Origin of the sequence: Paenibacillus sambharensis (assembly GCF_003233845.1) — a bacterium.
Classification (GTDB): Bacteria; Bacillota; Bacilli; order Paenibacillales; family Paenibacillaceae; genus Paenibacillus_I; species Paenibacillus_I sambharensis.
In genome coordinates, this window is record NZ_QKRB01000054.1 from 167,160 (window position 1) to 192,664 (window position 25,505).

At 52.7% G+C, this 25,505-nt stretch carries 16 protein-coding genes; 14 read left to right on the plus strand and 2 right to left on the minus strand.

All coding sequences use genetic code 11. The features are described from left to right. Positions 1-222: 222 nt before the first annotated feature. From DNH61_RS19800 to arfA, 5 genes are all read left to right on the plus strand, one after another. On the plus strand, positions 223-1,194 hold the full coding sequence (locus DNH61_RS19800) for a glycoside hydrolase family 43 protein (RefSeq protein ID WP_111148553.1): 972 nt from the start codon (positions 223-225) through the stop codon (positions 1,192-1,194). Positions 1,195-1,590: 396 nt separating this feature from the next. Then, a complete protein-coding gene (locus DNH61_RS19805) occupies positions 1,591-2,967 on the plus strand; it encodes an ABC transporter substrate-binding protein (protein WP_425452283.1) in 1,377 nt (458 codons plus the stop codon). Between the two features lie 107 nt (positions 2,968-3,074). Continuing rightward, on the plus strand, positions 3,075-3,962 hold the full coding sequence (locus DNH61_RS19810) for a carbohydrate ABC transporter permease (RefSeq protein WP_111148554.1): 888 nt from the start codon (positions 3,075-3,077) through the stop codon (positions 3,960-3,962). Between the two features lie 24 nt (positions 3,963-3,986). Continuing rightward, positions 3,987-4,832 (plus strand): carbohydrate ABC transporter permease, encoded by an 846-nt coding sequence (locus DNH61_RS19815; protein WP_111148555.1) that lies wholly within the window; start codon positions 3,987-3,989, stop codon positions 4,830-4,832. Between the two features lie 65 nt (positions 4,833-4,897). Next, positions 4,898-6,409: an arabinosylfuranosidase ArfA gene (arfA, locus tag DNH61_RS19820; protein WP_111148556.1), complete on the plus strand. Its 1,512-nt coding sequence runs from the start codon at positions 4,898-4,900 to the stop codon at positions 6,407-6,409. Between the two features lie 154 nt (positions 6,410-6,563). Here the strand turns inward: arfA and DNH61_RS19825 are convergent, their stop codons facing one another. Next, entirely contained in the window at positions 6,564-7,487 is a 924-nt protein-coding gene (locus DNH61_RS19825) for an ArsR/SmtB family transcription factor (RefSeq protein ID WP_111148557.1), read from the minus strand. A 613-nt stretch (positions 7,488-8,100) separates the two neighbouring features. Between DNH61_RS19825 and DNH61_RS19830 the strand changes: the two genes are divergently transcribed. Together DNH61_RS19830 and DNH61_RS19835 are read left to right on the plus strand one after the other, a co-directional pair. Then, positions 8,101-11,799, plus strand: a complete 3,699-nt coding sequence (locus DNH61_RS19830) for a glycoside hydrolase family 9 protein (RefSeq protein ID WP_146241095.1) — start codon at positions 8,101-8,103, stop codon at positions 11,797-11,799. Positions 11,800-11,980: 181 nt separating this feature from the next. Next, positions 11,981-12,763: an NAD-dependent epimerase/dehydratase family protein gene (locus tag DNH61_RS19835; RefSeq protein WP_111148559.1), complete on the plus strand. Its 783-nt coding sequence runs from the start codon at positions 11,981-11,983 to the stop codon at positions 12,761-12,763. Positions 12,764-12,854: 91 nt separating this feature from the next. On the opposite strand, the gene DNH61_RS19840 is transcribed toward DNH61_RS19835, so the two are convergent. After that, positions 12,855-15,173, minus strand: a complete 2,319-nt coding sequence (locus DNH61_RS19840) for a helix-turn-helix domain-containing protein (protein WP_111148560.1) — start codon at positions 15,171-15,173, stop codon at positions 12,855-12,857. 239 nt (positions 15,174-15,412) lie between these two features. Between DNH61_RS19840 and DNH61_RS19845 the strand changes: the two genes are divergently transcribed. The 7 genes from DNH61_RS19845 (at position 15,413) to DNH61_RS19875 (ending at position 25,433) form a co-directional block, all read left to right on the plus strand. After that, a complete protein-coding gene (locus DNH61_RS19845; protein ID WP_111148561.1) occupies positions 15,413-16,972 on the plus strand; it encodes an extracellular solute-binding protein in 1,560 nt (519 codons plus the stop codon). 24 nt (positions 16,973-16,996) lie between these two features. After that, positions 16,997-18,091 (plus strand): dienelactone hydrolase family protein, encoded by a 1,095-nt coding sequence (locus DNH61_RS19850; RefSeq protein ID WP_111148562.1) that lies wholly within the window; start codon positions 16,997-16,999, stop codon positions 18,089-18,091. Continuing rightward, positions 18,084-19,163, plus strand: coding sequence for a GDSL-type esterase/lipase family protein (locus tag DNH61_RS27055; protein ID WP_281272423.1), 1,080 nt, complete (start codon positions 18,084-18,086; stop codon positions 19,161-19,163). Before DNH61_RS19850 ends, DNH61_RS27055 begins: the two co-directional genes overlap by 8 nt. Positions 19,164-19,206: 43 nt before the next feature. Continuing rightward, on the plus strand, positions 19,207-20,208 hold the full coding sequence (locus DNH61_RS19860; RefSeq protein ID WP_111148563.1) for a pectinesterase family protein: 1,002 nt from the start codon (positions 19,207-19,209) through the stop codon (positions 20,206-20,208). 15 nt (positions 20,209-20,223) lie between these two features. Continuing rightward, entirely contained in the window at positions 20,224-20,919 is a 696-nt protein-coding gene (locus tag DNH61_RS19865; RefSeq protein WP_111148564.1) for a rhamnogalacturonan acetylesterase, read from the plus strand. 214 nt (positions 20,920-21,133) lie between these two features. Continuing rightward, positions 21,134-21,646 (plus strand): hemerythrin domain-containing protein, encoded by a 513-nt coding sequence (locus tag DNH61_RS19870; RefSeq protein ID WP_181438796.1) that lies wholly within the window; start codon positions 21,134-21,136, stop codon positions 21,644-21,646. Positions 21,647-22,076: 430 nt separating this feature from the next. Next, positions 22,077-25,433 carry a X2-like carbohydrate binding domain-containing protein gene (locus tag DNH61_RS19875; RefSeq protein WP_111148566.1) on the plus strand — a complete coding sequence of 1,119 codons (3,357 nt, stop codon included), beginning with the start codon at positions 22,077-22,079 and terminating at the stop codon, positions 25,431-25,433. Positions 25,434-25,505: the final 72 nt, after the last annotated feature.

The following is a 25,505-nucleotide window of genomic DNA, read 5'->3' on the forward strand; positions in this document are numbered from 1 at the left end:
GATATAAATAAGGAAGCCGGTTTTTTATAGGCTCAGAATAGTTCTATCCAGAACGGGAAAAACTGAGACGGGTCAGGCTATTATGTGTCTATTATGTTAATAAACTTGGTAACCTTCACAAACGGGAAAATTGCTATTGCCACACATTGATGTTATTTATATAATCATGATATTAACAATATAACAAAAATGTTAAATTAGCAGATGGGAAGGTGGACATTCATGTCAACAGTCACTAAGGGAAACCAGTACGCTAATCCTCTTGTTCTTCAGCGGGCTGATCCATGGGTTTATCGTCACACGGATGGTTATTACTACTTTACCGGTTCAGTGCCAGCTTATGATCTGATTGAACTGCGCAGATCCAAGACACTTAACGGTCTTGCTGATGCTGAGACAGTGGTAGCATGGCGCAAACATGAAACCGGTTTAATGAGTGCAAATATCTGGGCTCCGGAAATTCACTACATTGATGGCAAATGGTATATCTACTTTGCAGCAGCATGGACAGCTGAAACCAATGAAGGTCTGTTTGACCACCGGATGTTCGTCCTGGAGAATGATTCAGAGAATCCATTGGAAGGCGAATGGGTTGAGAAGGGTCAGATCAAGACAAAATGGGAGTCCTTCGCTCTGGATGCAACGACGTTCGAGCACCGCGGAGTCCGTTACCTGGTATGGGCCCAGAAGGATCCAGACATCGTAGGCAACTCGAACTTGTACATCGCACCAATGACCAACCCTTGGACCATTGATATTGACAAGCAGGTCATGATTACAACACCGGAATACGATTGGGAGAAGATTGGCTTCCTGGTTAATGAGGGTGCGGCTGTTCTGAAGCGCAACGGTAAAATCTTCATCACTTTCTCGGCAAGCGCGACAGATTTCAACTATTGTATGGGACTGCTGTCCGCTGATGAAAACGCTGACCTGCTTGATCCGTCTGTATGGGAAAAAAGCCCGGAGCCTGTATTCTCCACAAGCGAGGAAACCGAGCATTACGGCCCAGGTCATAACAGCTTTACGGTATCTGAGGACGGCAAGGAAGACCTGCTTGTCTATCATGCTCGCAGCTACAAGGACATTACAGGGGACCCGCTGTATGATCCTAACCGTCATGCACGTGTTCAGGCTATTACCTGGCGTGAAGACGGAACACCGGATTTCGGTATCCCTGGGGCACAGAAGTAAGGATTTCCTGCGACTGGCATGGGGCTGGCATGGACCGGGCCTCATGTCGTACAGGAGGGAAACGGTTTAAGCGTGCACACCACCGCAGTAAATCATTTATCGCGGAGCTTGGATGAAAGCGTTTGCTGCAATATGCTGTGAGGCTGGATTCCATTGTGGAATAGAAGTAATGAAAGTTAACTCTTTCTTGTAAATATAAATATTAATTTGCAAGTACGAAGAAAGCGCTTAAAATTAATCATTGACATTGTAAGCGCTTTGAATTATCATGGTATTAACAAAAACATTTTGCAGTTAATATATAAATTAATAATGGTGCAAATTGTTTTTGAATATTTGCAGGCATTTCTGCAAATGAATACATCATCTGGCTTTTACATTTAGGAGGGGTTTCAAGTGGGTAGCAAAAAGAAATGGTTGTCGGCAGTAACTCTGATGATGGCGTTTGTTCTTGTTCTTGCAGGCTGCGGCGGCAACAACAATGGCGGCGGCAATACCGGGGGAAGCGGAGAAGGCGGCGGCAATGAAAAGGCTGAGCTGACGTTCATGTTCCGCGGCGGTCCTGAAGAACAGAAGGCGTACAAGGACACAGTTGCACAGTACGAGAAAGACCATCCGAACGTAAAGGTTAAAGTAATCACAACTGCGCCTGACCAATATGCAACAAAGCTGAAGGCAGCTATTACAGGCAACAGCCTGCCAGACGTGTTCTTCTTTGATACTGGTGATCTTAGAGCCTACGTAAATGGCGGCGTGCTGCTTGATATTACGCAATATGTTGAAGGCATGGAAAACGTAGACATCAGCAAGCTCTGGCAGAAGGGCGTTGACCTGTATCGTTATGATGGCAATCAAGTTGGACAAGGCGCTATCTACGGTCTGCCGAAGGATCTGGGTCCATTCTCCCTCGGTTACAATAAGACGATGTTTGAAGAAGCAGGCATTCCGCTTCCTGACAAGGACAAGCCTTACACTTGGGAAGAGTTCATCAAGGTAAATCAGCAGCTGACAATCGACAAGAACGGCGACGGCAAGCCAGACCAGTATGGTACCGGCTTTAACGTAAACTGGTCGCTTCAAGCTTTCGTATGGAGCAACGGTGCTGACTGGCTGGATGAGACTGGCACGAAGGTAACAATTGATGATCCTAAGTTCGCTGAAGCGCTGCAGTACTTTGCTGACATGCAGAACGTTTACAAGATCACTCCATCGATCGAAGATGCACAGACGCTTGACACTTACCAGCGCTGGATGAAAGGCGAGCTTGCATTCTTCCCGGTTGGTCCTTGGGATCTGGCAACTTACGAATCGCTTCCTTTCGATTATGATCTGATTCCTTACCCAGCAGGCTCCACTGGTGAGACGGCTACATGGCTGGGCTCCCTGGGTGTAGGTGTTTCCAGCAAGACCAAGAATCCACAGGCAGCAGCAGAACTGGTTGCATACCTGACAGCATCTGAGCAAGGCCAGCAAGCGCTTGTTGATGCGAAGATCCAGATTCCTAACCTGGTTGAAATGGCTGAAGCTTGGGCTGCAAATGAGTCCACGAAGCCTGCTAACAAGCAAGAGTTCCTGCAGATCGTTAACGAGTACGGCCGTCCACTCCCTGGTTACCGGACATATAATGCAGAATGGTACCAGCTGTTCTTTACGGACATCCAGCCTGTGCTTGACGGCAAGGTTACCGCTGCTGAGTATGTAAAGGCAGAACAGCCAAAAATGCAAAAGCTGCTTGACAAAGCGATCGAGCAAGAGCAAAAGTCCAAAAAATAATTAAACAGAGAAATAGACAGTAGTCATTTTTAACGGGGAAATGATGTTAGTTGGGTTAACTTGACAACTAACATCATTTTCGTTCCGTGGATAACCAGGGGTGAAACATGAAAACCAAATCCAATCTGTACCGTAAAGAGAAATATTATGGCTACCTATTCATACTGCCTCCCGTTTTAGGATTTCTGATTTTCGCTTTATTCCCGGCACTTTATTCCCTATGGGGTTCCTTTACCGACTGGGACGGCCTTGGACGCATGGATTTTATCGGCCTGGCCAACTACAAGGAATTGCTAGCCGATGAACAGTTTCACAAGGCGCTTTTCAATACGTTTTACCTGATGCTGGGCATCCCAGTTGGTCTGGCGCTTGCACTTATGCTGGCACTGTCACTTAACAGAGGGAAGTTCGGCACGACGACCTTCCGTGTTATTTACTACGTTCCGGTTATTTCATCGCTGGCTGCTATCTCCATCCTGTGGCAGTGGGCCTATAACGGTGACTATGGCTTGGTTAATCAGTTCCTTGAGATTTTCGGTATTGAAGGACCAAACTGGTTAGCCAATAAACATACGGTTAAACCGGCGATTATTATCATGACGGTGTGGAAGGGGCTCGGCTATTCGATGCTTCTGTACCTCGCGGCACTTCAGAGCGTGCCAAGATCGTATTATGAAGCGGCTGACCTGGACGGTGCGAATGCACTTCAGAAGCTACGCCATATTACTTGGCCGATGGTACAGCCAGTAACCTTCTTTATCGTTGTAACGAGCATTATTGGCGGGTCCCAGATCTTCACCGAGATCAACATCATGACACCGACCGGTGGCACGGAATATTCGTCGGCAACAGTAGTCTTCTATGTATGGCAGAAGGCATTTGGCAATCTGCAAATGGGTTATGCATCCGCCATGGCGGCAGTACTGGGACTATTTATCTTTGTCGTTACGCTCATCCAATTCAAACTGGACAAATCGTCCGACAATCACGATTAATAGTCTATAGAGAGGAGAACCGTCATGAGTGAAACCAAACGAAAAGGCATATTTGCCGATATATTAATTTACATTGTGCTTCTAATCGGTGCTGTCTTTATGATCGCACCGCTGATCTGGATGCTGACGACTTCTTTCAAGGAAAGGGAGGACGTCTTCGCCCTTCCGCCTGAATGGATTCCTGATCCTTGGGTGTTCGAGAAGTATGTTGAAATCTGGGAAAAGGGACCGCTGCTTCAAGGTATCACGAATAGTGTTATCGTGGCGGTCAGTGTTACGATTATCGGTACGCTGACATCCAGCTTGGCTGCCTTCGCCTTCTCAAAGCTGCGCTTCCCGGGTAAAGATTACATCTTCCTTGGTCTGCTTGCTTCATTGATGATTCCTTACCCGGCTGTTATGATCCCACAGTTTATGATGTTTTCCAAGGCAGGATGGGTGGACACGCTTCTGCCGCTGATCATACCGGGATTGTTTGGTAACATCTTTATGATTTTCTTCCTGCGGCAGTATTTGATGAGCGTACCTAATGCGATCATTGAAGCGGCCAAGATTGACGGAGCATCGTACTTCGGTATCTTCACCAGTATTACGTTCCCGCTCATCAAGCCGGCTATTGCAGCTCAGCTGATCCTCTGGTTTATGGGGATCTGGAACGATTATCTTGCGCCGATCATCTATCTGAACTCTCCGGAGAAGCAGACGCTGCAGCTGGTTATTGCCAACTATAACGCAACGTATGCGATTCAGACAGACTATCCGCTTATTATGGCGGCTTCGATCATCGCATTGCTTCCAATGCTGATCGTATTCCTGATTTTCCAGAAGCAAATTATCGAATCCGTTGCAATCTCAGGGGTGAAAGGGTAATCATTCGATTACCCCTTTTTTTTTGCCCTAAAAGGCTATGACACTACCCGAAAAGGAGTTAAGACATGTCCCAGCTGAAAAAAGCCAGTATGGTTGTTGATAAAGCTTATCGTGTAGCAGAAATAGACAAGCGGATTTATGGCTCGTTTATTGAACATTTGGGAAGAGCGGTATACGGCGGTATCTATGAGCCAGGCCATCCAACGGCAGATGAACAAGGCTTCCGGAAAGATGTATTGGAATTGGTTCGTGACCTTAATGTTCCGATTGTCCGGTATCCGGGCGGCAACATGGTATCCGCGTATAACTGGGAAGACGGCGTAGGCCCGGTTGCTTCCAGACCTCGCAGGCTGGAGCTTGCCTGGCGGACCATTGAGACGAATGAGATGGGTACGAATGAATTTGCTGACTGGGCAAGAAAAGCCGGTTCCGATGTCATGATGGCCGTTAACCTGGGGACACGCGGTATTGATGCTGCACGTAATCTGCTGGAATACTGCAATCATCCAAGCGGCTCCTACTACAGTGATCTGCGGATTTCGCACGGCTACAAAGAACCACATAAAATTAAAACCTGGTGTCTGGGTAACGAAATGGATGGCCCTTGGCAGGTTGGCCAGAAGACACCTGAGGAATACGGCCGGCTGGCTGCGGAGACAGCTAAAGCCATGCGGCTTGTTGACCCGACGATCGAGCTGGTCTCCTGTGGCAGCTCCAATTCGGCTATGCCGCTCTTCCCGCAGTGGGAAGCGACTACACTCGAGCACACGTATGAGCATGTCGATTTTGTTTCGCTTCATCAATATTTCGGCAATGCCGAGAATGATCCGGCGAACTATCTGGCTAAAGGGCTTGAGATGGACCGCTTCATCCGGACGGTTATCTCGACAGCTGACTTTATCAAGGCGAAGAAGCGGAGCAAGAAGACGCTGAACCTGTCCTTCGATGAGTGGAACGTATGGTATCATTCCAATGATGCGGACAAGCAGATCGAGCCATGGACGATCGCACCTCCACAGTTGGAGGATCATTATAACTTTGAGGATGCCCTGCTGGTTGGCACGCTTCTGATTACCTTCTTAAAGCATGCAGACCGAGTCAAGATTGCATGCCTTGCACAGCTGGTCAACGTTATCGCACCTATTATGACAGAACAGGGCGGCAGTGCATGGCGTCAGACTATCTACTATCCTTACCTTCATGCTTCGTTATACGGCAGAGGAGTGGCGCTTCATACCTTGTCGAAGTCTCCGGTCTATGACTCCAAGGAATTTACGGATGTCCCTTACCTGGAATCGACAGCGGTATATAATGAAGAGAAGGAAGAAGTGGCTATCTTCGCAGTGAACCGTCATCTCGAGGAAGGGCTTCAGCTGGAGTGCGACATGCGCAGCTTTGAAGGATATAAGATTGCAGAGCACATTGTGCTCGAGAATTCCGATCTGAAGGCCAGAAACAGTGCTGCCCAAGAGGCTGTTGTTCCGCATTCGGGCGGTAACAGCAAGCTGGATGGCGGCGTATTGCAGGCTGTTCTTGCAGCAAAATCTTGGAACGTTATCCGCTTGGTGAAAGCTTAATCCTGGTTATATTGTGCTTCCAGGTATATGAACGGATATGCCTTTTATAAGGTCCTCACGCGCATTCCAATGTGCATGAGGGCCTTATCCAGTTATCCTGGCAGCATTAAACAACCCTGCCGGCTTATGCTGCCTGGCAGGGTTGGAAGGTTGATTATGCTTGTGTGTTCTTCTCATAATACAGCTTGAAGTTGATATCCTGGTTGTAATTTCCGAAGCCTGAACCAAAGATCGTCAAGCCGCCAACATGCTGGGCGCTGTCCATCACAGCCATGCGGAAGGTCCACTGCTTCTGCTTGATGTCCAGCTGGTCCAATGTGACCTCGGATAGCTTCTGTCCATCAATAAAGGTCCCCTTATCATTAATCTTGAGCACCTTGAGCAGGCCAAACTGATTAATTTCGTTCCACCACCAGTCAGGCGTGTATTTGCCGCGGTTACCACCGCCGAAGTCGCCAGGACTTGTCCAGGTACCGACATGGATACCATTGAGGAAGAAAGTGATATCAGATGGCCAGTTTTCATTGGCAAACGGAGCTTCAGAGGAAATTTCCATCGAAACTTCAAGCTCGACCGGTTCCTCGGTGCGCAGCAGGAAATTAGGCACTTTATACTCCACGTATCCTTGACCAAACCACAGGATCTTGGCATTTACCCGTTCGGGATCAAGGAAGTAGCGAGGCTCGTCAAAGATTCCGATTACGCTTTCAACTGTTGCAAGTCCGCAGGTAGGCTCGATCTGAAAATCTGTGTAGTGTCCGACAGAGACCTCGGTAAGATGATAGTCGCGATTCTGCGGTAATACTTTGGATGGAAAAGCGATTTCAAGTCCCTCAACGGCTAGTGAGCATACCTTCTTGGCTCCGCCGCGGCTTGATACCATGGTGGTGTTAATAAGGCCGGCCTTCTCCAGCTTCTTGACATGCATCGTCATAATCGCGCTGCTTAAGTTAAGCGCTTGCGCTAATTCTTTTACGTTCATTTCCTGTTTGGCAAGCAGTTGGATCATCTCAATGCGGACAGCGCTGGCTAATGCTTCATATACCGGCAGCCACTTATCAGTAACATCAATTTTCATGGTTCCCCCACTGAATCGGCAGCGTATTCACATACTCCGACGGGTTATTGGTCATGTGTACGCAGGCATTATTCATGCATGCTATCACTAAGACATCTGTTAATGATTGTAGACAATAATTAATTAATAATCAATGATATTTTTATATCTTTTTGCTACCAATCCAGGAATAGGTCATTAAGTTTGTATAGCCTTCAGGACGGTAGCTGGGCGCGGATAGGGAAGGGCCGATGAAGTCCTCTGCTGCAAACATGATAGCAATGTATTCATGCTCGCCGATAAATTAGCTGAATCCCGACTCATTAACATTAAATGTAATTATTTTATAATGAAAGGCTGGTGAAATCGAATGAAATGTAAGCGAACTTACGTGTTTCGGTTAGGATATCTAATTATTAGAGGAATAAAGAGCTAATTATTCAGGTATATTAGTATGCGCTTACATTGTAAAATACCAATATGCAGGCAGGGCGTCAATCGTTCAGAGGGTTTTGTCGACACAAAGGGGCTGAACCATTTTGAAAGCGTTCTTACAGGGGCGGCACGGGCTATCCGCCTAAGTGACAGATTCTCGCTCTCGGCATAATTACATATATCGGGGAGGATAATTCATTTGTCGAACCACGCTAGGAAGAGAACACGTAATGCATGGGTTTCAAGCTTATTGTCAGTTGTAATCGCTTTCTCACTTGCTGCCCCGGCTGCAGCAAGCATTAGTCCATCGGGTGAAGCTTATTTGCCGCCAGGGGGACCGGATTGGAACAAGCTGGCTGATATTGAAGTGATGACGGATACATTCGGAGGATGGGGGTATGGTGTTGAAGCTGGTGCAGGCAACTTCCTGCCTGCCGATACGGCTGATGGAAAACTGGCCGCTCGTATTAAGACAACCGGCTGGTGGGCTGCTAATCTAATAACGAACGGCTGGCAGACCAAAGACTTAACGAATTACTACGAGAACGGTATTGTGGAGTTTGATATTAAAGGCAGTGCGGGCAGCGGGCTCAAGCTTGGCTTCATTGATGTCGTCCACGAGCGTCAGAAGAAGGACGGGACGTTCTATCCGGATACGGATGACAGGCCTCACGATGCAGAGACGAAGATCACGGTGCTGTCGGAGAACATTAACCAGTATGCTTCGGTGACGGATCAGTGGCAGCGTGTATCGATCCCGGTGAAGGATATCGCGGATCAGAATGAGGATTTTTACCTCAGCAGAGTTCAACTGCTCACGATAACGGGTGTGGATGATTCACCTGTAGATGTATCGGTTCGCGATATACGGATTACGTCGACTGACAAGGAACCGAGCTACGCGCCAATCAAGGTGAATCAGGTGGGCTATCTGCCGGGCGTGGAAAAGTACGCGCTAATCAGCGGCTACTACAATGAACTGAGTGCTGAACCGGGTACGGCCTTTGAAGTTAAGCGGGCATCGGACAACAGCACGGTATTCACAGGTGAATTGACCCTGGTGGCTGCTTATGATCCGGCTTCTGGCGAGAAGGTGCTGAGGGCTGATTTTACCCCAGTTAGAGAAAGCGGCACTTATTATGTATCGGTTGAGGGCGTGGCCGCACAATCAGCACCTTTCAGGATTGGCGGCGACATTTACGCTGATCTGCTTAAAGATGTGCAGAAGTTCTTCTACTTCCAGCGTGCGAATGCGGAGCTGCTTGCCGAGCATGCCGGAGATTTTGCGAGAGAAGCGCGCCATATGGGAGATGCGGATGCGCCGCTTCAATCCAATCCCTCGATTCGCAAAAATATGTCAGGCGGCTGGTACGACGCAGGGGATTACGGCAAATATGTAACGGCAGGCGCAACGGCTGTATCCGACCTGTTATGGGCGTATGAGACCTATCCGGGGCTGTTTACCGACGGACAGCTGAATATTCCCGAGAGCGGCAACGGTATTCCGGATCTCTTGGACGAAATCAAATACGAGACAGATTTCTTCCTCCGCATGCAGGATGATGCAACTGGCGGATTCTACTCATACATGATCCGTGAAGAGGCGCGGATGGTTATGGACGGTACGGGAAATACAAGTGTTATTCCAACTGCGCAGACAGCGGCTACGGTGGGTGCACTCGCACATGCGTCTCTTGTATTTGCTGAGGTTGAAGGGCTTGAAGCTTACGCGGCTGAAATGCTGGCGGCAGCCCAGAAGGGCTGGACATTCCTTGCAGCAAACCCGCAGCTCATTCCGCAGCCGGATGGCCCTTATAATGACAATGAAGACGTGAACGACCGCTTCTATGCAGCGGCTGCGCTGTACCGGGCAACGGGAGAGCAGCAGTACAATGATTTTGTAAAAGCACATTATGCCGACTTCACCGCCAAATTTGAAGAAGAGACCTTCTCGCATGGCATCGGCGGCATGGAGATGGTGGCTTACTATCATTACATGAGCAGCAGCGAGCCTGATGCTGATGTGAAGACTTGGTTTACTGAGCAGTATAAGAAGTGGCGCAGCAGTGTGCTTGATACCAGCTATAATACAGTATGGCGGAATTCCACGGATGAAGGCTTCTATTGGGGAGCGAATTCCAACGTGGCAAGCGTACCGTTCAGCCTGGCCGTCGGCAGCAAGCTGATTGGTGAATATGATTATCGCAATATTGAGGTCGCGCAGGCGAATCTGAACTATCTGCTGGGCGTTAACCCGCTGCAGCTGAGCTTTATCACAGGTTATGGCGATCATCGTGTGCGCATCACACACAGTGAAATATTCATGAGAGACTATGTGGTCGAAATGCCAAATGGCTACATGCCGGGCGGCCCGAATAACTGGAAGGCCAAGTTCCCGGCAAAAGCGTACAATGCTTCGACCGTGGACTGGGAGTCGAATGAGCAGGCGCTCAACTATAACTCGCCGCTAATTTTCTTGACGGCCATGCTGCTGAATCAAGGCGATCAGCTTAACGTACCGGTGGAAGAGCCGGGCCCAACGGAGCCGGGGTCAACAGAACCGGGCACGACAGAACCGGGCACGACAGAACCGGGCACGACAGAACCGGGCACGACAGAACCAGGCACAACAGAGCCAGGCACGACAGAACCAGGCACACCGGGCAAACCGTCGCCGATACCGAACCCGCCTCTCGCATCGCAGACGAACTCTTCGGCACCTGCGGCAGCCGCAAGCGGTAAGATTGAAGGCTCGAAGGTTACCGTGAATGCCAGTGTGAACGATAACGGTAAAGCAACGGCCGCTCTGACAGAAGCCGATCTGAGAAAGGCGGCGGCTGGCGCCAGTCGCGTGACGATAGCAGTAGAGAAGTCTCAGCAAGTGAATGCAACCGACATCGTAATTCCTGCGGCATGGCTGCGCAGCGCTGACAAGAGCGTACTGCAGTCCGTCGAGTTTACTGCCGGCGATGTAACGGCGGTTATCGACGCTAAGCTGCTCATGGACCGTGCTGAAGGCAGTGCAGACAAGATCGTGTGGACAGTAGCCAGCGTTCCGGTATCCGGCCAGTCGGCTGCCGTGCAGCAGGGGACCGGCGGAAATATGGCCTACAGCATCAGCCTGAGCGTAGACGGTAAACCGGCAGCTTGGCAAGCCCGTCAGGCAGCCGTCACGATTCCGTATACCCTGAAGGCAGGCGAAACGGCGGATCATATCATAGTGCGCAGCGTGACAAGCGGCAGCCAGGCGGTCGTGAAGAATGCGGTATACGCTGCAGCATCCGGTACGATAACGTTCTACCCGGAGAAGGCGGGCACTTACGCGGCTCTTCACAACCATGTGAAATTTAACGATACCTCCGCTTATACCTGGGCGGAGAAGCAGGTGGAGTGGCTTGCGTCAAGAGACGTGGTGAGCGGGACGGGAATGGGCGCGTATCAACCGCAAGCCAAGCTGACAAGAGCTGAATTCATTCATATGCTGATGGGCGGCCTTGGACTGGCTGATGTGCAGACTTCTGCAAGCTTTACGGATGTGAAGCAGGACGGCTGGTATTACCAGTCGGTTGCGAATGCGGAGAAGCTGGGCATTATTACCGGAAAGCCGGATGGCACGTTTGGCGTTCATGAGGAGATTTCCCGTCAGGACATGGCTGTTATGATGGCCCAAGCGATTAAGGCTTCCGGCGGCAAGCTTGCATCTTCGGGATCAAGCTCGGCGTTCCGCGACCATGCCGACATTTCCGGCTATGCGGCGGATGCTGTATCCGCTATGTATGAAGCTGGACTCATATCCGGCCTAGGCAATAACACCTTCTCACCGAAGCAGAGCGCGACCCGCGCGCAGGCTGCCGTCATCCTTTACAATATGATGACAAGCGGACTGGTTGAGTATTAAAAGAATTGAAGCAGGGCAGGGATGGCCGATTGCGGCCGTCCCTGTTTGTCTTTCGCCTAGAGGCTTTCCAGTATACCGGCAATAGAGCTCCCCGTTTTGGGTAATACAAAGTAAGGCGGGACTGCTCGCATTGACTTCATACACGGCCTGCAATCAATATGAGTTCGAAAGGTGGAGGGCGATGAGAAGAAAGCTGTTAATCACGGGTGCGGCTGGTGTCGTAGGGAGCGCCATTCTGGAGGGACTGCGCGAGAAGGACAAGTATGAGATTGTAGCCGGCGATATCCGGGGCGATGAGGACAAGGGGATAGAGGAGCTGGATGTGACTGACCCGGAGAGGCTTCTTGAGCTGACGGAGGGAGTGGATACGATTCTGCATATCGCTTGGGCGAAGGATCAGGAGGATTTTCTCGGCAAGGTGCTGCCTATTAATGTAACAGGGGCTTATCACATTTATGAAGCGGCCCGCAAGAATGGGGTCAAGCGGGTCATCTTCGCAAGCTCCAATCATGCAACCGGCTTCTATGAGGTGGACGAAGAGATTGGCGCTGCCGATCCCTACCGGCCGGACAGCTTCTACGGACTAAGCAAGTGCTATATTGAGCTGCTGGGACGGTTGTATTCAGACAAATACGGTATATCTTCCTTTAATATGCGAATCGGCAACTTTCCGGGTGATGATTGTCCTCATTCGGACCGGGCAGCCCATATTTGGATTTCCGCGAGGGACCTTGTGCAGCTGACAGAGCGGTGTATTGAAGCGGATAAGGACATGAAGTTCCTGGCCATGTACGGCACGTCGAACAACTCGGATAATTATTACGACATTAGTTATCTGGATGAGCTGATCGGCTACAAGCCGCTTGATAATGCTGCCGAGGTGATGGAAGGAGCAAGATGTGCGGGAGAAGCCGTCAAGCATGACGAAACAGAATACAAGGGCGGTGTCTGGTCGGATAAATAATACAAGGGGCGCCTGCCGCAATCATGCGGACAGGCGCCCCTTGTATACACAGGTTCGCCGGCAGAGCCCCAAACGGAACGGCCGAGAAGACTTAGCTGCCGGGGCTGCTGTACTGCTTCCGGTACTGTCCAGGTGTCATGTTCTCCTGCTTGCGGAAGGAGCGGATGAAATTTTGAGAGTTGTTGTAGGTCAGCCGCTCAGCAATATCCTTGATTGACATATCGGTTTCGACGAGCCACTGCTTGGCCTTGTTAAGGCGGTACTGGAACAGGTATTCACTGAAGGTCAGATTGGTTTCCTTCTTGAAGACACTGCTCAAATAAAAGGCATTGTAATGAAGCCGGGAAGCACATTTCTCGAGAGTAAGGTCCGTCTCATATTCATGCTGGATCATGGTTATGATCCGTTCGGACAGATTATGGTACTGTGACTCCTGACGCTGCCGGAACACGTCCGCCATGGGAATGATGAGGCGCAGGCGGAACCAGCTGTCGATCTCGGGATAGACGTACAGCTGCAGCAGTTCATCATATACCGAGCTTTCCTGCAGGCCAAGCTGCTGCCACCGGATCCCTGCTTCCTGCATAACAATGAGCAGCGCATTCAGCAGCCGGATGAGCGAGATCTGGTATTCCCTGGGCGTGTGTTCACTGGAAAATATTTGATCGAGGCACTGCTTCAGAAGCTCCAGCGCCTTCGCCTCATCCGCAAGCTTGACCGCATCGGTCAACTGGTTTTCCAGCTGTTTGGGATAGAAGCTAACCCCGGAATGCTTGCCTTCGTTAAGGCTGTAATAAGGAATAATGACGCCCTTGCCAAACTTCAGCCTGTGCTTGAGTGCTTCCAGCCCTTCCTGGTAAGCCCGTCCGGCTTTCTTAAGTGAATCGAAGGGAAGGCTGATTCCAATGCTGACGTCAAGGTCCAGATAATGCTTCAGCTGCTGCTGAATTTGCTCCGTCAGCTTATAGATATTATTACCGAATTCCTCCTCTGATCTGCCTGCCGAACCGACAAGCGTTACCTGCGTCTGATCAACAATGACGGGAGGCAGCCTGTCGCCCGGAGGGATCATTTCCTCCACAATGTTATTAATCGCGAAGAGCAGAAGATCCTGGTCCTTCGGACTGTACCGGGTATCATCCAGGCTGTCAATCTGAAGCGTCATCACAATGAGCCGCTGCCAGTCATCGACCTGCCTGTCATAGCCTAACAACCGGAATCGCTCCATGATCTCGCCTGGCGCAAGCTGATCTTGATAAAGTCTCAGCAGGAAGTAGGTGCGGACCTGACGGCTTGTCTGATCAAGCTCTTCCTGCAGCTGGGTATTGGAAGCAAACAGCGCCTTAATGTGGGCGTCGATTACCTGCAGCTCATTCCTGCTGGTCGCGATATGAACAGGCAGCCGCTCGGCAATGGCCTGAAACATCTGTCTGATCGGCATGTATACCTTCCGGCTGCCCAGCCAGAGGAATAAGACAGCCAGTATAACCATAAGAGCGCTTACATAAAAGGTAAACCATCCTATCGAACGGGCTTCCCGGGTATACTCGCCCATCTCCGTAAAAGAGGCATATACCCAGCCATTAAAGGAGGAGCGCACATAAGTGACTGATAGCTCCCTGCCGCCAGCATCAAGGGTGAATTGACCGGCATCACCGGCGAACAGGTCCGGCTCAAGATTTCTCCCCTCGGGCGTTTCATGAAGATATTTGCCGGTCATGGACGGCTGCGGGTGGGCGACGATCCGGTAATCACTCCCCAGCACCATGGTGCGCTTGGAGCTGTCCTGATTGCCCAGCGTGGCGCCCAGCTGGCAGCTCGGAATGGTGGCGAACGCCGCGCCGCGCTTCTCGCCAAGATGAAGAAGAGGCATTTTTTTGACCAGTACAATGGTATGGCTGCAGCCGTAGCTCTCATTATCACTGGAGCCGATCGTGCCGGTTTCAAGCAGCACCCAGCTGGTGCTCTCGGGGAGCTTCATCAGCTCGGACAGGGTCTCCTGATGCTCATAGCCAGAAAATGTGTACAGCCCCCGGTTGTTGATCAGCCAATCCTTGGAGGCGTTAGCCAGAATGACATCGGTCACATGCGTTTCCGGTGACTGAAGCAGGCTGAGCTCACGCTTGAGGTTATAGTACAGCTGAAAATCATGGTAGGTAAGCTGGCGGTACAGCGCCTCCTGCAGCTGATTGGTATTGATGACATAGTTAAGTGTATAGTCGATTGTCCGGAGAATCTGCTCGGTACTGCCGTTAATCTGGCTCATGATCTGCAGATTGCTTTCGTTAACCTGCTGTTGAATGGACGCGGATGACTTCTGGAAGGAGAAGTACCCGAGTGCCAGCAGGGGTAGGACACTGACGGCGCAGCCGAATAGGATCATTTTGCTGAAGAGGCTGAATCTGCTCATAACGGTCGTTTCTCCTCCTGTTTATGCAGATGGCTGGCTCTTGCCTGGGATGTCGCCATCCTGATTCAACTTATCATTGTGACAGGGATAATCATTAGATCAGATTGTCCTGTGTTTTATGCGGACAGTGCGGATTAATCATCTATTCTTCCAACAGGCGCTTGATCCCTCCGGGTGTCCTGCGATATGCTGAGAAGAGGATGCCAAATATTAGGTTGCCAGGGAGGGGGCTTAACGTGATGACAGCCGGGAACATGCGTCTATTGTCGGCCGCTGTTCTGCTGCTGGTATTGATTGGATGCACGTATAGTGTAGCACAAAATGAAAGCGCTATCCCTCAGAATGATACGTTCTTCTCCTTAGAGGATGTGTCGCGCAACGAAGCGGGAGGGAAGCGGATGACGCTGACCATTATGGCAGATCTTCATACGCCGCAGGTGCCGGGTGACCGGATTGAGCGGGAGCTGGAAGCCTTGACCGGCACGGAACTCGTTATTGACTGGGTACCGGATGACAGCTATGACGAGAAGATGCAGGCTGCCTTTGCCACTGGTTCTCTTCCGCAGGCGGTATATATCAAGAACGCGGCTTCGCTGGAGATGTACCGGCAGGCCTTCCGGAGCGGCTTGTTCTGGGAGATTGGCCCGCTGCTGAGCGAGTTCCCCCATCTCCGCAAGCTGGAGACAGAGGTGCTCCGCAACACGGCGGTGGACGGTAAAATATATGGCTTGTACCAGGAACGTCCGCTGTCTCGGCAGGGAATTATATACCGCAAGGACTGGGCTGACCGGCTGGGGCTGAAGGAGCCGACAACAATTGATGAGCTGTATGTCATGCTTAAGCGGTTTACGGAAGAGGATCCTGACGGGAACGGCCTCGACGACACCGTTGGTCTTGCAAACCGCAGTGATCTGGTATATGGAGCATTCAAGACAGTAGGGTCCTATTTTGGCACGCCGAACGGCTGGGGAATAGACAACGGCAGATTGAAGCCGGAATTTATGTTTCGTGCTTATAAGGAGACGCTGCAATTCTTCCGCAAGCTGCATCAGGAAGGTCTGATGAATCGCAATTTCGCGGTGACGGGCAAGCAGGACCAGGCTGATCTATTCGTAAGCGGGAGAGCCGGCGTGTACATTGGAGCTATGGTCAATGTTCAGACCCTGCATGCACAGCTTCAGGCGGTTGATCCGGATGCTGAGCTGGATGTGCATAACCGTATCTATGGACCGCAGGGCTATGGAATCTGGTCCATACCCGGTTACAGCTCCGTCGTCCTCTTCCCCAAATCGGCTGTTGCCACAGAGGGAGAACTGCGAAGTATTCTTGCCTTCTACGATAAGCTGATGACACCACAGGCAGCAAATTTGCTGTTCTGGGGCGTAGAGCAGGAGCACTATCAGCTGGTTGACGGAAGAGCTGTTCTTCAGGAGCCGTACAGCCGGTTTGAGGAGGAAGTAAAGCCTTACCAGGCGCTTCAGATCGGCGGCCCGCGCACCATTGACATGCTCAAGCCGGATTATGAGCTTCCTGCCAGAGATAAGGCAGAAGCGCTGACGCTCGAGAATGAGGCCTATCTCATTGATGATCCGACAGCGGCGTTAGATTCGAGGACCTCTAGCGCCCTCGGCATTAGGCTGCAGGAAATCATCCGGGATGCGACCTTCCAATATATTATGGGGGATCTGGACGACAAGGGATTCGACCAAGCGGTTCTCCAGTGGATGGAGAAGGGCGGAAGCGACATTGTGGCGGAATACAATGAGGCTTACAAGCAGCAGGAGCCGGGTTTGAGATGAAACGGGCGGAGGTGGGGATAAGCCATGCAAGGTAACAGAAGAACTGCAACAGAGGCGGGACAGACCGGCTGGGCGCCGGACGGGGCGCTTGAGAGGCTGATGGAGAAGCTGGAAGAGGAGCGGAAGACTTACGCTTCCGCACATACCCGGGAAGAGAGGAAGGCGAAGCTGCTCGCCTCTCTGCACCGCACACTGGGCAATTTCGATACTTTGAAGGAAGAAGGAGGCCCGCTTGCCTCGAGGCAGCTGGAGCGGGTTGAAACTGCCCGGATGATTCGGGAACGCGTCGAATTTACAGCGGGCTATGGGCTGCAGGTGCCGGCCTATGCGGTGTGGAGCAGGGAGGCTGGCGGCGGCAGGCTTCCTGCCGTGCTTGCTCTCCACGGGCATGGCAGCGGCAGCCGGGACATGCTTGGGCTGAATCCGGACGGCACACCGAAGCCGGAAGGCCCGGGTATTCACGGTAATACGGTTGAGGCTCTGGCGCAAAGGGGATTCCTTGTTCTGGTGCCGGAGATTGCGGGATTCGGAGACAGGAGGCTTGAGCGGGACGCAGGACGAACCGAACCTGCGGCTAATTCCTGCTTCGGGCTGGCGGCCGCTCTGCTGATGACGGGGAGGACATTAGCCGGATTGCGTGTCTTTGAAGCGAGAAGGGCGCTAGACTACCTGGAGACCAGGTCTGATGTCGATGCGGAACGTGTCGGCTGTATTGGCTTCTCCGGAGGTGGTATGGTCGCTTCCTTGACGGCAGCTGTGGAAGGGCGGATCCGTGCCGCTGTTATCTGCGGTTACGGCAGTACATACCGGGACAGTATTCTAGCCAGGCAGCACTGCCTGGATAATTACCTGCCCGGCATTCTCCAGGAAGCGGAAATGCCGGAACTGCTGGGGCTGATAGCACCGAGGCCGCTATTCTTGGAGTCTGGCCGTTCCGATCATCTGTTCCCGGCGGAAGCGGTTCAGGCTGCGGCAGACTACTTGGAGCAGCTGTACGCAGAACTGGGCGCGGCAGACAGCTTCGGACTTGACCTCTTTGAGGGAGGGCACGAAATCAGGGGAGACCGGTCATTTGATTGGCTGCAGACGAAGGTGAAGGAGGAGAAGGAACATGCTTGACCGCATGGTTTCCATGCCGGGAGACATTGTGATACAGGGCGTCGGTCTTCACAATATTGCTGAGATTGAGGAGCTGGGAGAGGGACGGGGGATCCAGCTGTCGCGGGTGCCGGCCAAGGTGCGGCTGGCGCTGAATGAGAAGGCGCAGGGGCGGGCGCTTCTTGGCGCGGGATCGGAGCTTCGCTTCAATCTGGAGGGGGATGAAGCGATCCTTACCTTCCTCCATGAACCTCTGGACCGTTCAGCAGGCTTCGCCGGACCCAAGGGCGTCTTTGAGGTTTATCAGGGGGATTACCAGGGTGCCTATGATACTACCCCTCAGCTGATGGCGGAGGGTGGTGAGACCAGGCTTGTTGTCCGCCGCAGCCGCAAGCATGAGCAGCTGTTAAGGCGCCGGTATGACGAAGGGCTGCTGACCTTTGATCCGTCCCTGCTGCGGGTTATGCTTCCGAATGATCTTCAGGTCCGCCTGCATCGCATTGAAGGAGCTGTGACGCCTCCAAGGCGTGGCCAGGCGCCGGCTGGAAGGCTGCTTGTGTACGGATCATCCATTACGGCTGGCGGCGATGCCGTGCTGCCTTCAGGCAGCTATGCGCATGCAGCAGCCCGGCGTCTTGGAACCGATCTTATTAATCTGGGCTTCTCGGGAAGCTGTCATGTGGAACCGGCAATGGCGGACTATATAGCCGCCAGAGGGGATTGGCACTATGCTGTGCTGGAGCTCGGTGTCAATGTGATCGATTTCATGCCTCTGGCCGAGTTTGAGCAGCGGGTACGCTATATGCTGCGCACCATCGCCGACAGCAGCAGGGACAGATGGGTGTTCTGCACGGATCTCTTCACCTGTCACCGGGACTATGACCGGGATCCGTTGATCGCCGAGTACCGCGATATTGTCCGCCGTACGGTCAGGTCGCTTAAGCAGGAGACAATCGTTTATATTTCAGGCCGCGAGCTGCTGCCGGATGACCGGGCACTGACCATTGACCTGCTCCATCCGTCAGCGGAAGGCATGCAGGAAATAGCGCGCAGGCTGGCCCGCCGAATTCGGCTGCATGCAGAGCCGCAGTAGGTGCAAGCAGGTGAACTTTCTTGAGGAGAGGAGGGGCGCGTTCATGATCATTGTAGCAGCTGACGGAAGCGGTGATTACCGCACCGTGCAGGAAGCCATTGATGCAGCTGATGCTTATGGGAGCGCGGAGCCGGTTACGATCCGGGTCCGCAGCGGTATTTACAAGGAGAAGGTGACTGTCGGACGGCCGGGTATAACACTAGTTGGCGATCATGCGGAGAGCACCATCATCACCTACGATGATTACGCCCGGAAGCGGTTTCCGGACGGGGAACACTATCATACCTTCAACTCTTACAGCTTTCTTGTTGCGGCGGATGATTTTACGGCTGAGCAGCTTACCTTCGCGAACACGGCTGGCCCGGGCGAGCGTGTGGGCCAGGCGCTTGCTGTGTATGCGGATGGGGACCGGACTATATTCCGGCGGTGCCGTTTCCTCGGAGCTCAGGATACGCTGTTTACCGGGCCGCTGCCGCCGCAGCCGAAGGAGAGAGCGAGCTTCGGCGGACCGCGGGACAGTTTGCCAAGGCGGGACACCCGCCAATATTATGAAGACTGCTACCTGGAGGGGGATATTGATTTTATATTTGGCTCGGCAGCAGCTTATTTCTACCGCTGTGAGCTCTTCTCCAGGCGGCGAGAGCCGCAATGGAAGGAGGAGGGGGCAGGTCTGCCTGTGATCCAAGGCTGGATAACGGCAGCTTCAACGCCGGAGCATGCTCTCTACGGGTATGTGTTCGATAACTGCCGGCTTACCGGGGATGCTCCGGCAGGCAGTGTCTATCTGGGCAGGCCGTGGCGTGATCATGCCCATACTGTGTTTAAGAACTGCTGGATGGGTGCCCATATTAAGCCGGAGGGCTGGGATAACTGGGGCAGGCCGCACTGCGAGCATCTTGTCCGTTACGAGGAGTACGGCAGCACAGGACCGGGCGCAAGTCCCTTACAGCGGGTCAGCTGGTCCAGGCAGCTGCTCCCGGAGGAAGCAGAACGCTATACAGCAGCGCATGTTCTGGCAGGGCATGACGGCTGGTATCCGAGATAAGGGGGATGACAAGGAATGAAACCGGTAACCTTACATTTGGCCGGCGATTCCACCATGTCCGATTACGGACCCGGGGAAGCGCCGAGGGCTGGCTGGGGACAAATGCTGCAGGAATTTGTCCAGCCGCATGTGACCGTACGCAACAAAGCTATGTCGGGACGGAGCTCGAAGAGCTTTATAGATGAAGGACGTCTGGATGACCTGCTGGGCGAAGTACAGGCTGGCGATTATGTACTTATTCAATTCGGGCATAATGATGCGAAGCCTGACGAGGAGCGGCGTACCGAACCGTTTGGAAGCTACCAGAGCTATCTGGAGCGTTATCTGACAGCGGCAGCCGGCAAGGAAGCGCAGGCTGTTCTGATCACGTCAGTCGAGCGGCGTAAATTTGGCCCAGACGGCCTGCTGGAGCCTACGCATGGTGATTATCCTGCGGCTATGGAGGAGCTGGCTCGCGAGCGCGGCATCCCGCTGCTGGATTTGAGGGTGCTGACAGGGCGGCTTTACGAACGGATGGGCCCGGAGGAGTCCAAGCAGCTGTTCATGTGGCTGGAGCCCGGCGAGCATCCGAACTACCCGGAGGGCGTTCGGGATGATACCCATTTCTCAGAGCAAGGTGCCAGAATGGTTGCAGCTTTAGCGGCAGAAGGCCTGTATCGTTTGGACCTGCCCTGCAGGGACCCCGAGAGTCTTAAGAGCAGCACCGTGTAAAGCGGGAAAGCATGCATGTGAGGATAATTGTGAACAGTGCCGGGGATGTACTCCCGGCACTGTTTGTTGAGCAGCAGGCCTATTGAAGAAATCACTTACATCGCGCGTCATATTTTGGTGTTTTACTCGTGATTTATTTCACATAATTATTTCGGCCGACCGGTTAAGATGGGAGATATTCAGCAGAAGTCTTAAGGAACCGGAGGGATCATTCGTGCAGACCGAATTGCAGCACAGCCGACCGTCGTCCACGCCAATACATCCGCTTGATCAGTTGGAGGAAGCCCTGCAGCGCCTCAAGGAAGAGCATGACCAGCTGCTGGACCAGCTGGGAACATTATATGACGAAGTGAAGGGGATCAGCCAGGAACAGAACATGCTGTCCCGGCAGACAAGGCTCTATGTTCTGCGTGACGAGGCACTTGAATTTCAGCGCCGCATGGAAGAGCACGCGGCTTGGGAAGACACGGTGATGTTCCCGCTTATTGGCAACTACTTCGGCGAGCAGAGCAATCACCTGACTGTCATGGAACAGGAGCATGAGATTGCTGAGCAGTTTGTCCTCGCCTTTATCGAAGCGGTCAAGCGCGCACCCGTCCGGGAGCATGAGGCGAAGGAAATGGGCTCATATCTTCAGGAAGCGCTGATGATGCTGGAACGGCATTTTCTGTCGGAAGAGCAGTTCGTTACCGAGCTGTGGGATCTTTGCAGCGCTTACGGCTATTAACAGAGGCTTCGAGTGCAGCCGGACGGGGTGCCGAGTCGTGGCGGGTATGAATGCGGCCACTGACATGAAGAAGCTTGAGGATTGAAATAGACTATGAAGAGCCGGCAGCTGCCGGTTCTTTTTTTCGTAGTTCATCCTTCGCTTAAAGGAGATTCTTCAGCCAGTAGGGAGAGGCTAGACACACGACTTAATTCCAATCGAAGTAATAGGGTTGTTTTAGCTAAATCTCTAATTTACAGGGTAAAATCCATCTAATCTACCATGTATTTTGTGCTGTATGTTTATGATATTATGAAAGCGCAATCAATGGAAAGGGGGACAAATTCCGTTAAACGGACATCATCCGAAAGCAGGGAGGCTTCAGCGAACAGAAGGGATCATAAGGATTCAACAAAAGCATGCCAATCTAAACAAGTTGGAGGGTGAACTGATGAAGCTGAAAAGAGGGTTACGTAAAGCGGGCATTCTGCTTACACTGGCCGGCGTATTCGCGGGCACGACTATTGTAAGCGGTACCAAAAACGTGGAGGCTGCGCCTAGTGAATCGTATACGTGGAAGAATGTCGTAACCGGTGCCGGAGGGGGGTTTATCCCAGGCATCATTTTCAACAAAACAGAGAAGGATCTGATCTACACAAGGACAGATATAGGCGGAGCCTACCGCTGGAACCCGGCAGACAACAGCTGGATTCCGCTGCTAGATTTCGTAGGCTGGGATGAATGGGGCAAGACGGGTGTCGATGCTCTGGCTACCGACCCGGTAGACCCTGACCGTCTGTATCTGGCAGTCGGCACTTACACGAATGATTGGGACCCGAACAACGGCTATATTATGCGGTCAACCGACCGCGGTGCTACCTGGCAGGAGACCGAGCTGCCCTTCAAGGTTGGCGGCAACATGCCCGGCCGGTCAATGGGCGAGCGCTTGACAATAGACCCGAACAGCAACAATATTCTATACTTTGGCGCACGCAGCGGCAACGGTCTCTGGAAGAGCACGGACTATGGCGCAACGTGGAACAAAGTGACATCCTTCCCGAACCCCGGAACCTATGTTCAGGATCCATCCAACTCCTACCAAAGTGATATTATGGGCCTTGCCTGGATCACCTTCGATCCTGCGACTGGCTCGCCCGGCAGCCCAACCCAGACGATATATGTCGGTGTAGCCGACAAGGAGACAAGTATTTACCGCAGTACGGATGGCGGTGCAACCTGGTCAGCAGTGCCCGGCCAGCCAAGCGGCTTCCTGCCTCATCACGGGGAACTCGACAGCAGCGGCAACCTGTTCATTACGTATAATGATGCGATCGGTCCATATGATGGCGAGAAGGGCGATGTATGGCGCTACAACACGGGTTCTGGTGAGTGGACCAATGTAAGCCCGGTACCAAGCACAAGCACGGATAATTATTTCGGTTATGGAGGCCTTGCGCTGGATGAGCAGCAGCCGGGTACGCTGATGGTCTCTGCGCTTAACTCGTGGTGGCCGGATACGATTCTGTTCCGCAGCACGGACAGCGGAGCTACCTGGACGCGTATCTGGGACTGGGAAGGGTATCCTAACCGAAAGCTGCGCTATACCCAGGATATATCCGCAGCGCCTTGGCTCGATTTCGGCAGCAATCCGCAGCCTCCAGAGGTTACGCCGAAGCTGGGCTGGATGGTTGGTGACCTGGAGATTGACCCTCATAACTCCAACCGGATGATGTACGGAACGGGCGCTACCATCTATGGGACGAATAATCTGACGGACTGGGATGCGGACAAGAAAATCAATATCTCCGTAATGGCCAAAGGGCTCGAGGAAATTTCTGTTATTGATCTAATCAGCCCGCCAACAGGGGCGCCGCTGCTCAGCGGCGTAGGCGATGTATCCGGCTTCCGGCATGATGATCTCACGAAGGCGCCGGCCAAGATGTTCATCGGTCCGAGCAGTACGGCCAGTATTGATTACGCCGAGCTGAACCCGACCTTCATTGCGCGTATCGGCTACGGAGATTATGAGAATAATCCGAATGCAAAGTCTGTAGCGCTTTCCTATGACGGCGGCACTAACTGGTTTAATCCGTCTTCGGAACCGGCTGGAACCAAGGGCGGAGGCACACTGGCGGTCGGAGCAGACAACAGCTCGTTAGTGTGGAGTACACCGGATGTTGGGGTGTATTACTCCAAGTCCTCCGGCAATTCGTGGACGAAGAGCACAGGGCTGCCTGACGGGGCCAAGGTTGCCTCCGATCGTGTTAACAAGAACAAATTCTACGCGGCTGCAGCAGGTGCGTTCTATGTGAGCGCGGACGGCGGCGCAACCTTCAAGCAGACGGCTGCCGCAGGCCTGCCTGCTGAAGGCGCGCTGAAATTCAAGGCAATGCCGGGCGTGGAAGGGGATATCTGGCTGGCCGGCGGCAGTGAAAGCAGCGGTGTGTACGGCTTGTGGCATTCGACCGACTCAGGCGCATCCTTCACGAAGCTTGCCAATGTGGAAGAGGCGGATGTGGTCGGCTTCGGCAAGGCAGCACCAGGCCAAACCTACATGGCGCTGTACGTTTCGGCTCAGATCGACGGAGTAAGGGGAATCTTCCGTTCGGATGACGGCGGTGCGAGCTGGGTGCGGATTAATGACGACAAGCATCAATATGCCTATACAGGCGCTGCCATAACGGGAGATCCGAGAATTTACGGCCGGGTCTATGTAGGGACGAACGGACGCGGAGTCGTTTATGGCGATCTTGCCGGACCGGCACAAAATCACTCGTCAATTACGCCTATGACGGCCAGCTTCGACAAGAAGACGGGCAGCCAGGCGGATATCAAGGTAACGATGACCCTGAATGGCAATACACTGACAGCTGTCCGGAGTGGCAGCAAGGTGCTGGCTGCAGGCCAGGATTATACGGCTGCCGGAAATACTGTGACGATCACATCCGCTTATTTGGCCGCCCAGCCGCCCGGTACGCTGGCACTGACCTTTGACTTCAGTGCAGGGGCAGATCCTGTGCTGAACATTACCATCACGGATTCCACATCCACGCCGCCAGTGAACAATTCAACCATCACGCCTATGACGGCCAGCTTCGACAAGAAGACGGGCAGCCAGGCGGATATTAAGGTAACGATGACCCTGAACGGCAATACACTGACAGCTGTCCGGAATGGCAGCACGGTATTGGCAGCAGGCCAGGATTATACGGCTGCCGGGAATACTGTGACGATCAAATCCGCTTATTTGGCCGCCCAGCCGCTCGGCATATTGGCTCTGACCTTTGACTTCAGTGCAGGGGCAGATCCGGTGCTGGAGGTTGCGGTGTCGGACACCACAGCGTCTGAGCCGGGCAGCGTGAAGGTACAGATGTTTAACGGCTCCACCACAGCGGCAGTCAATACGCTGAATCCGCGCTTCAAGCTGGTCAACACGGGTACGTCGGATATCCCGCTGGCGGATGTGAAGATCCGCTATTACTACACCATAGACGGCGAGCAGGAGCAGAGCTTCTGGTGTGACTGGTCGACCGCGGGAAGCGGCAGCGTAACCGCCAAATTCGTGAAGATGACTTCTCCTAAGGATGGGGCCGACCACTATGTGGAAATCGGTTTCTCCAGCGGCGCGGGAACCTTGGCTGCGGGCCAGAGCGTCGAGATTCAAACGCGTATGTCCAAGAACAACTGGAGCAATTATTCACAATCGGATGACTATTCCTTCAACGCTTCAGCCAGCAGCTATACAGACTGGTCCAAGGCTGCGGTCTACATGGCAGGCGGTCTGCAGTGGGGCCAGGAGCCGCAGTAAGCCGCTGATTTTAACAACTGTAAAAAAGCCGGGGCTGCCATTCACGTCATAAGACGTGCCGGCAGCCCCGGC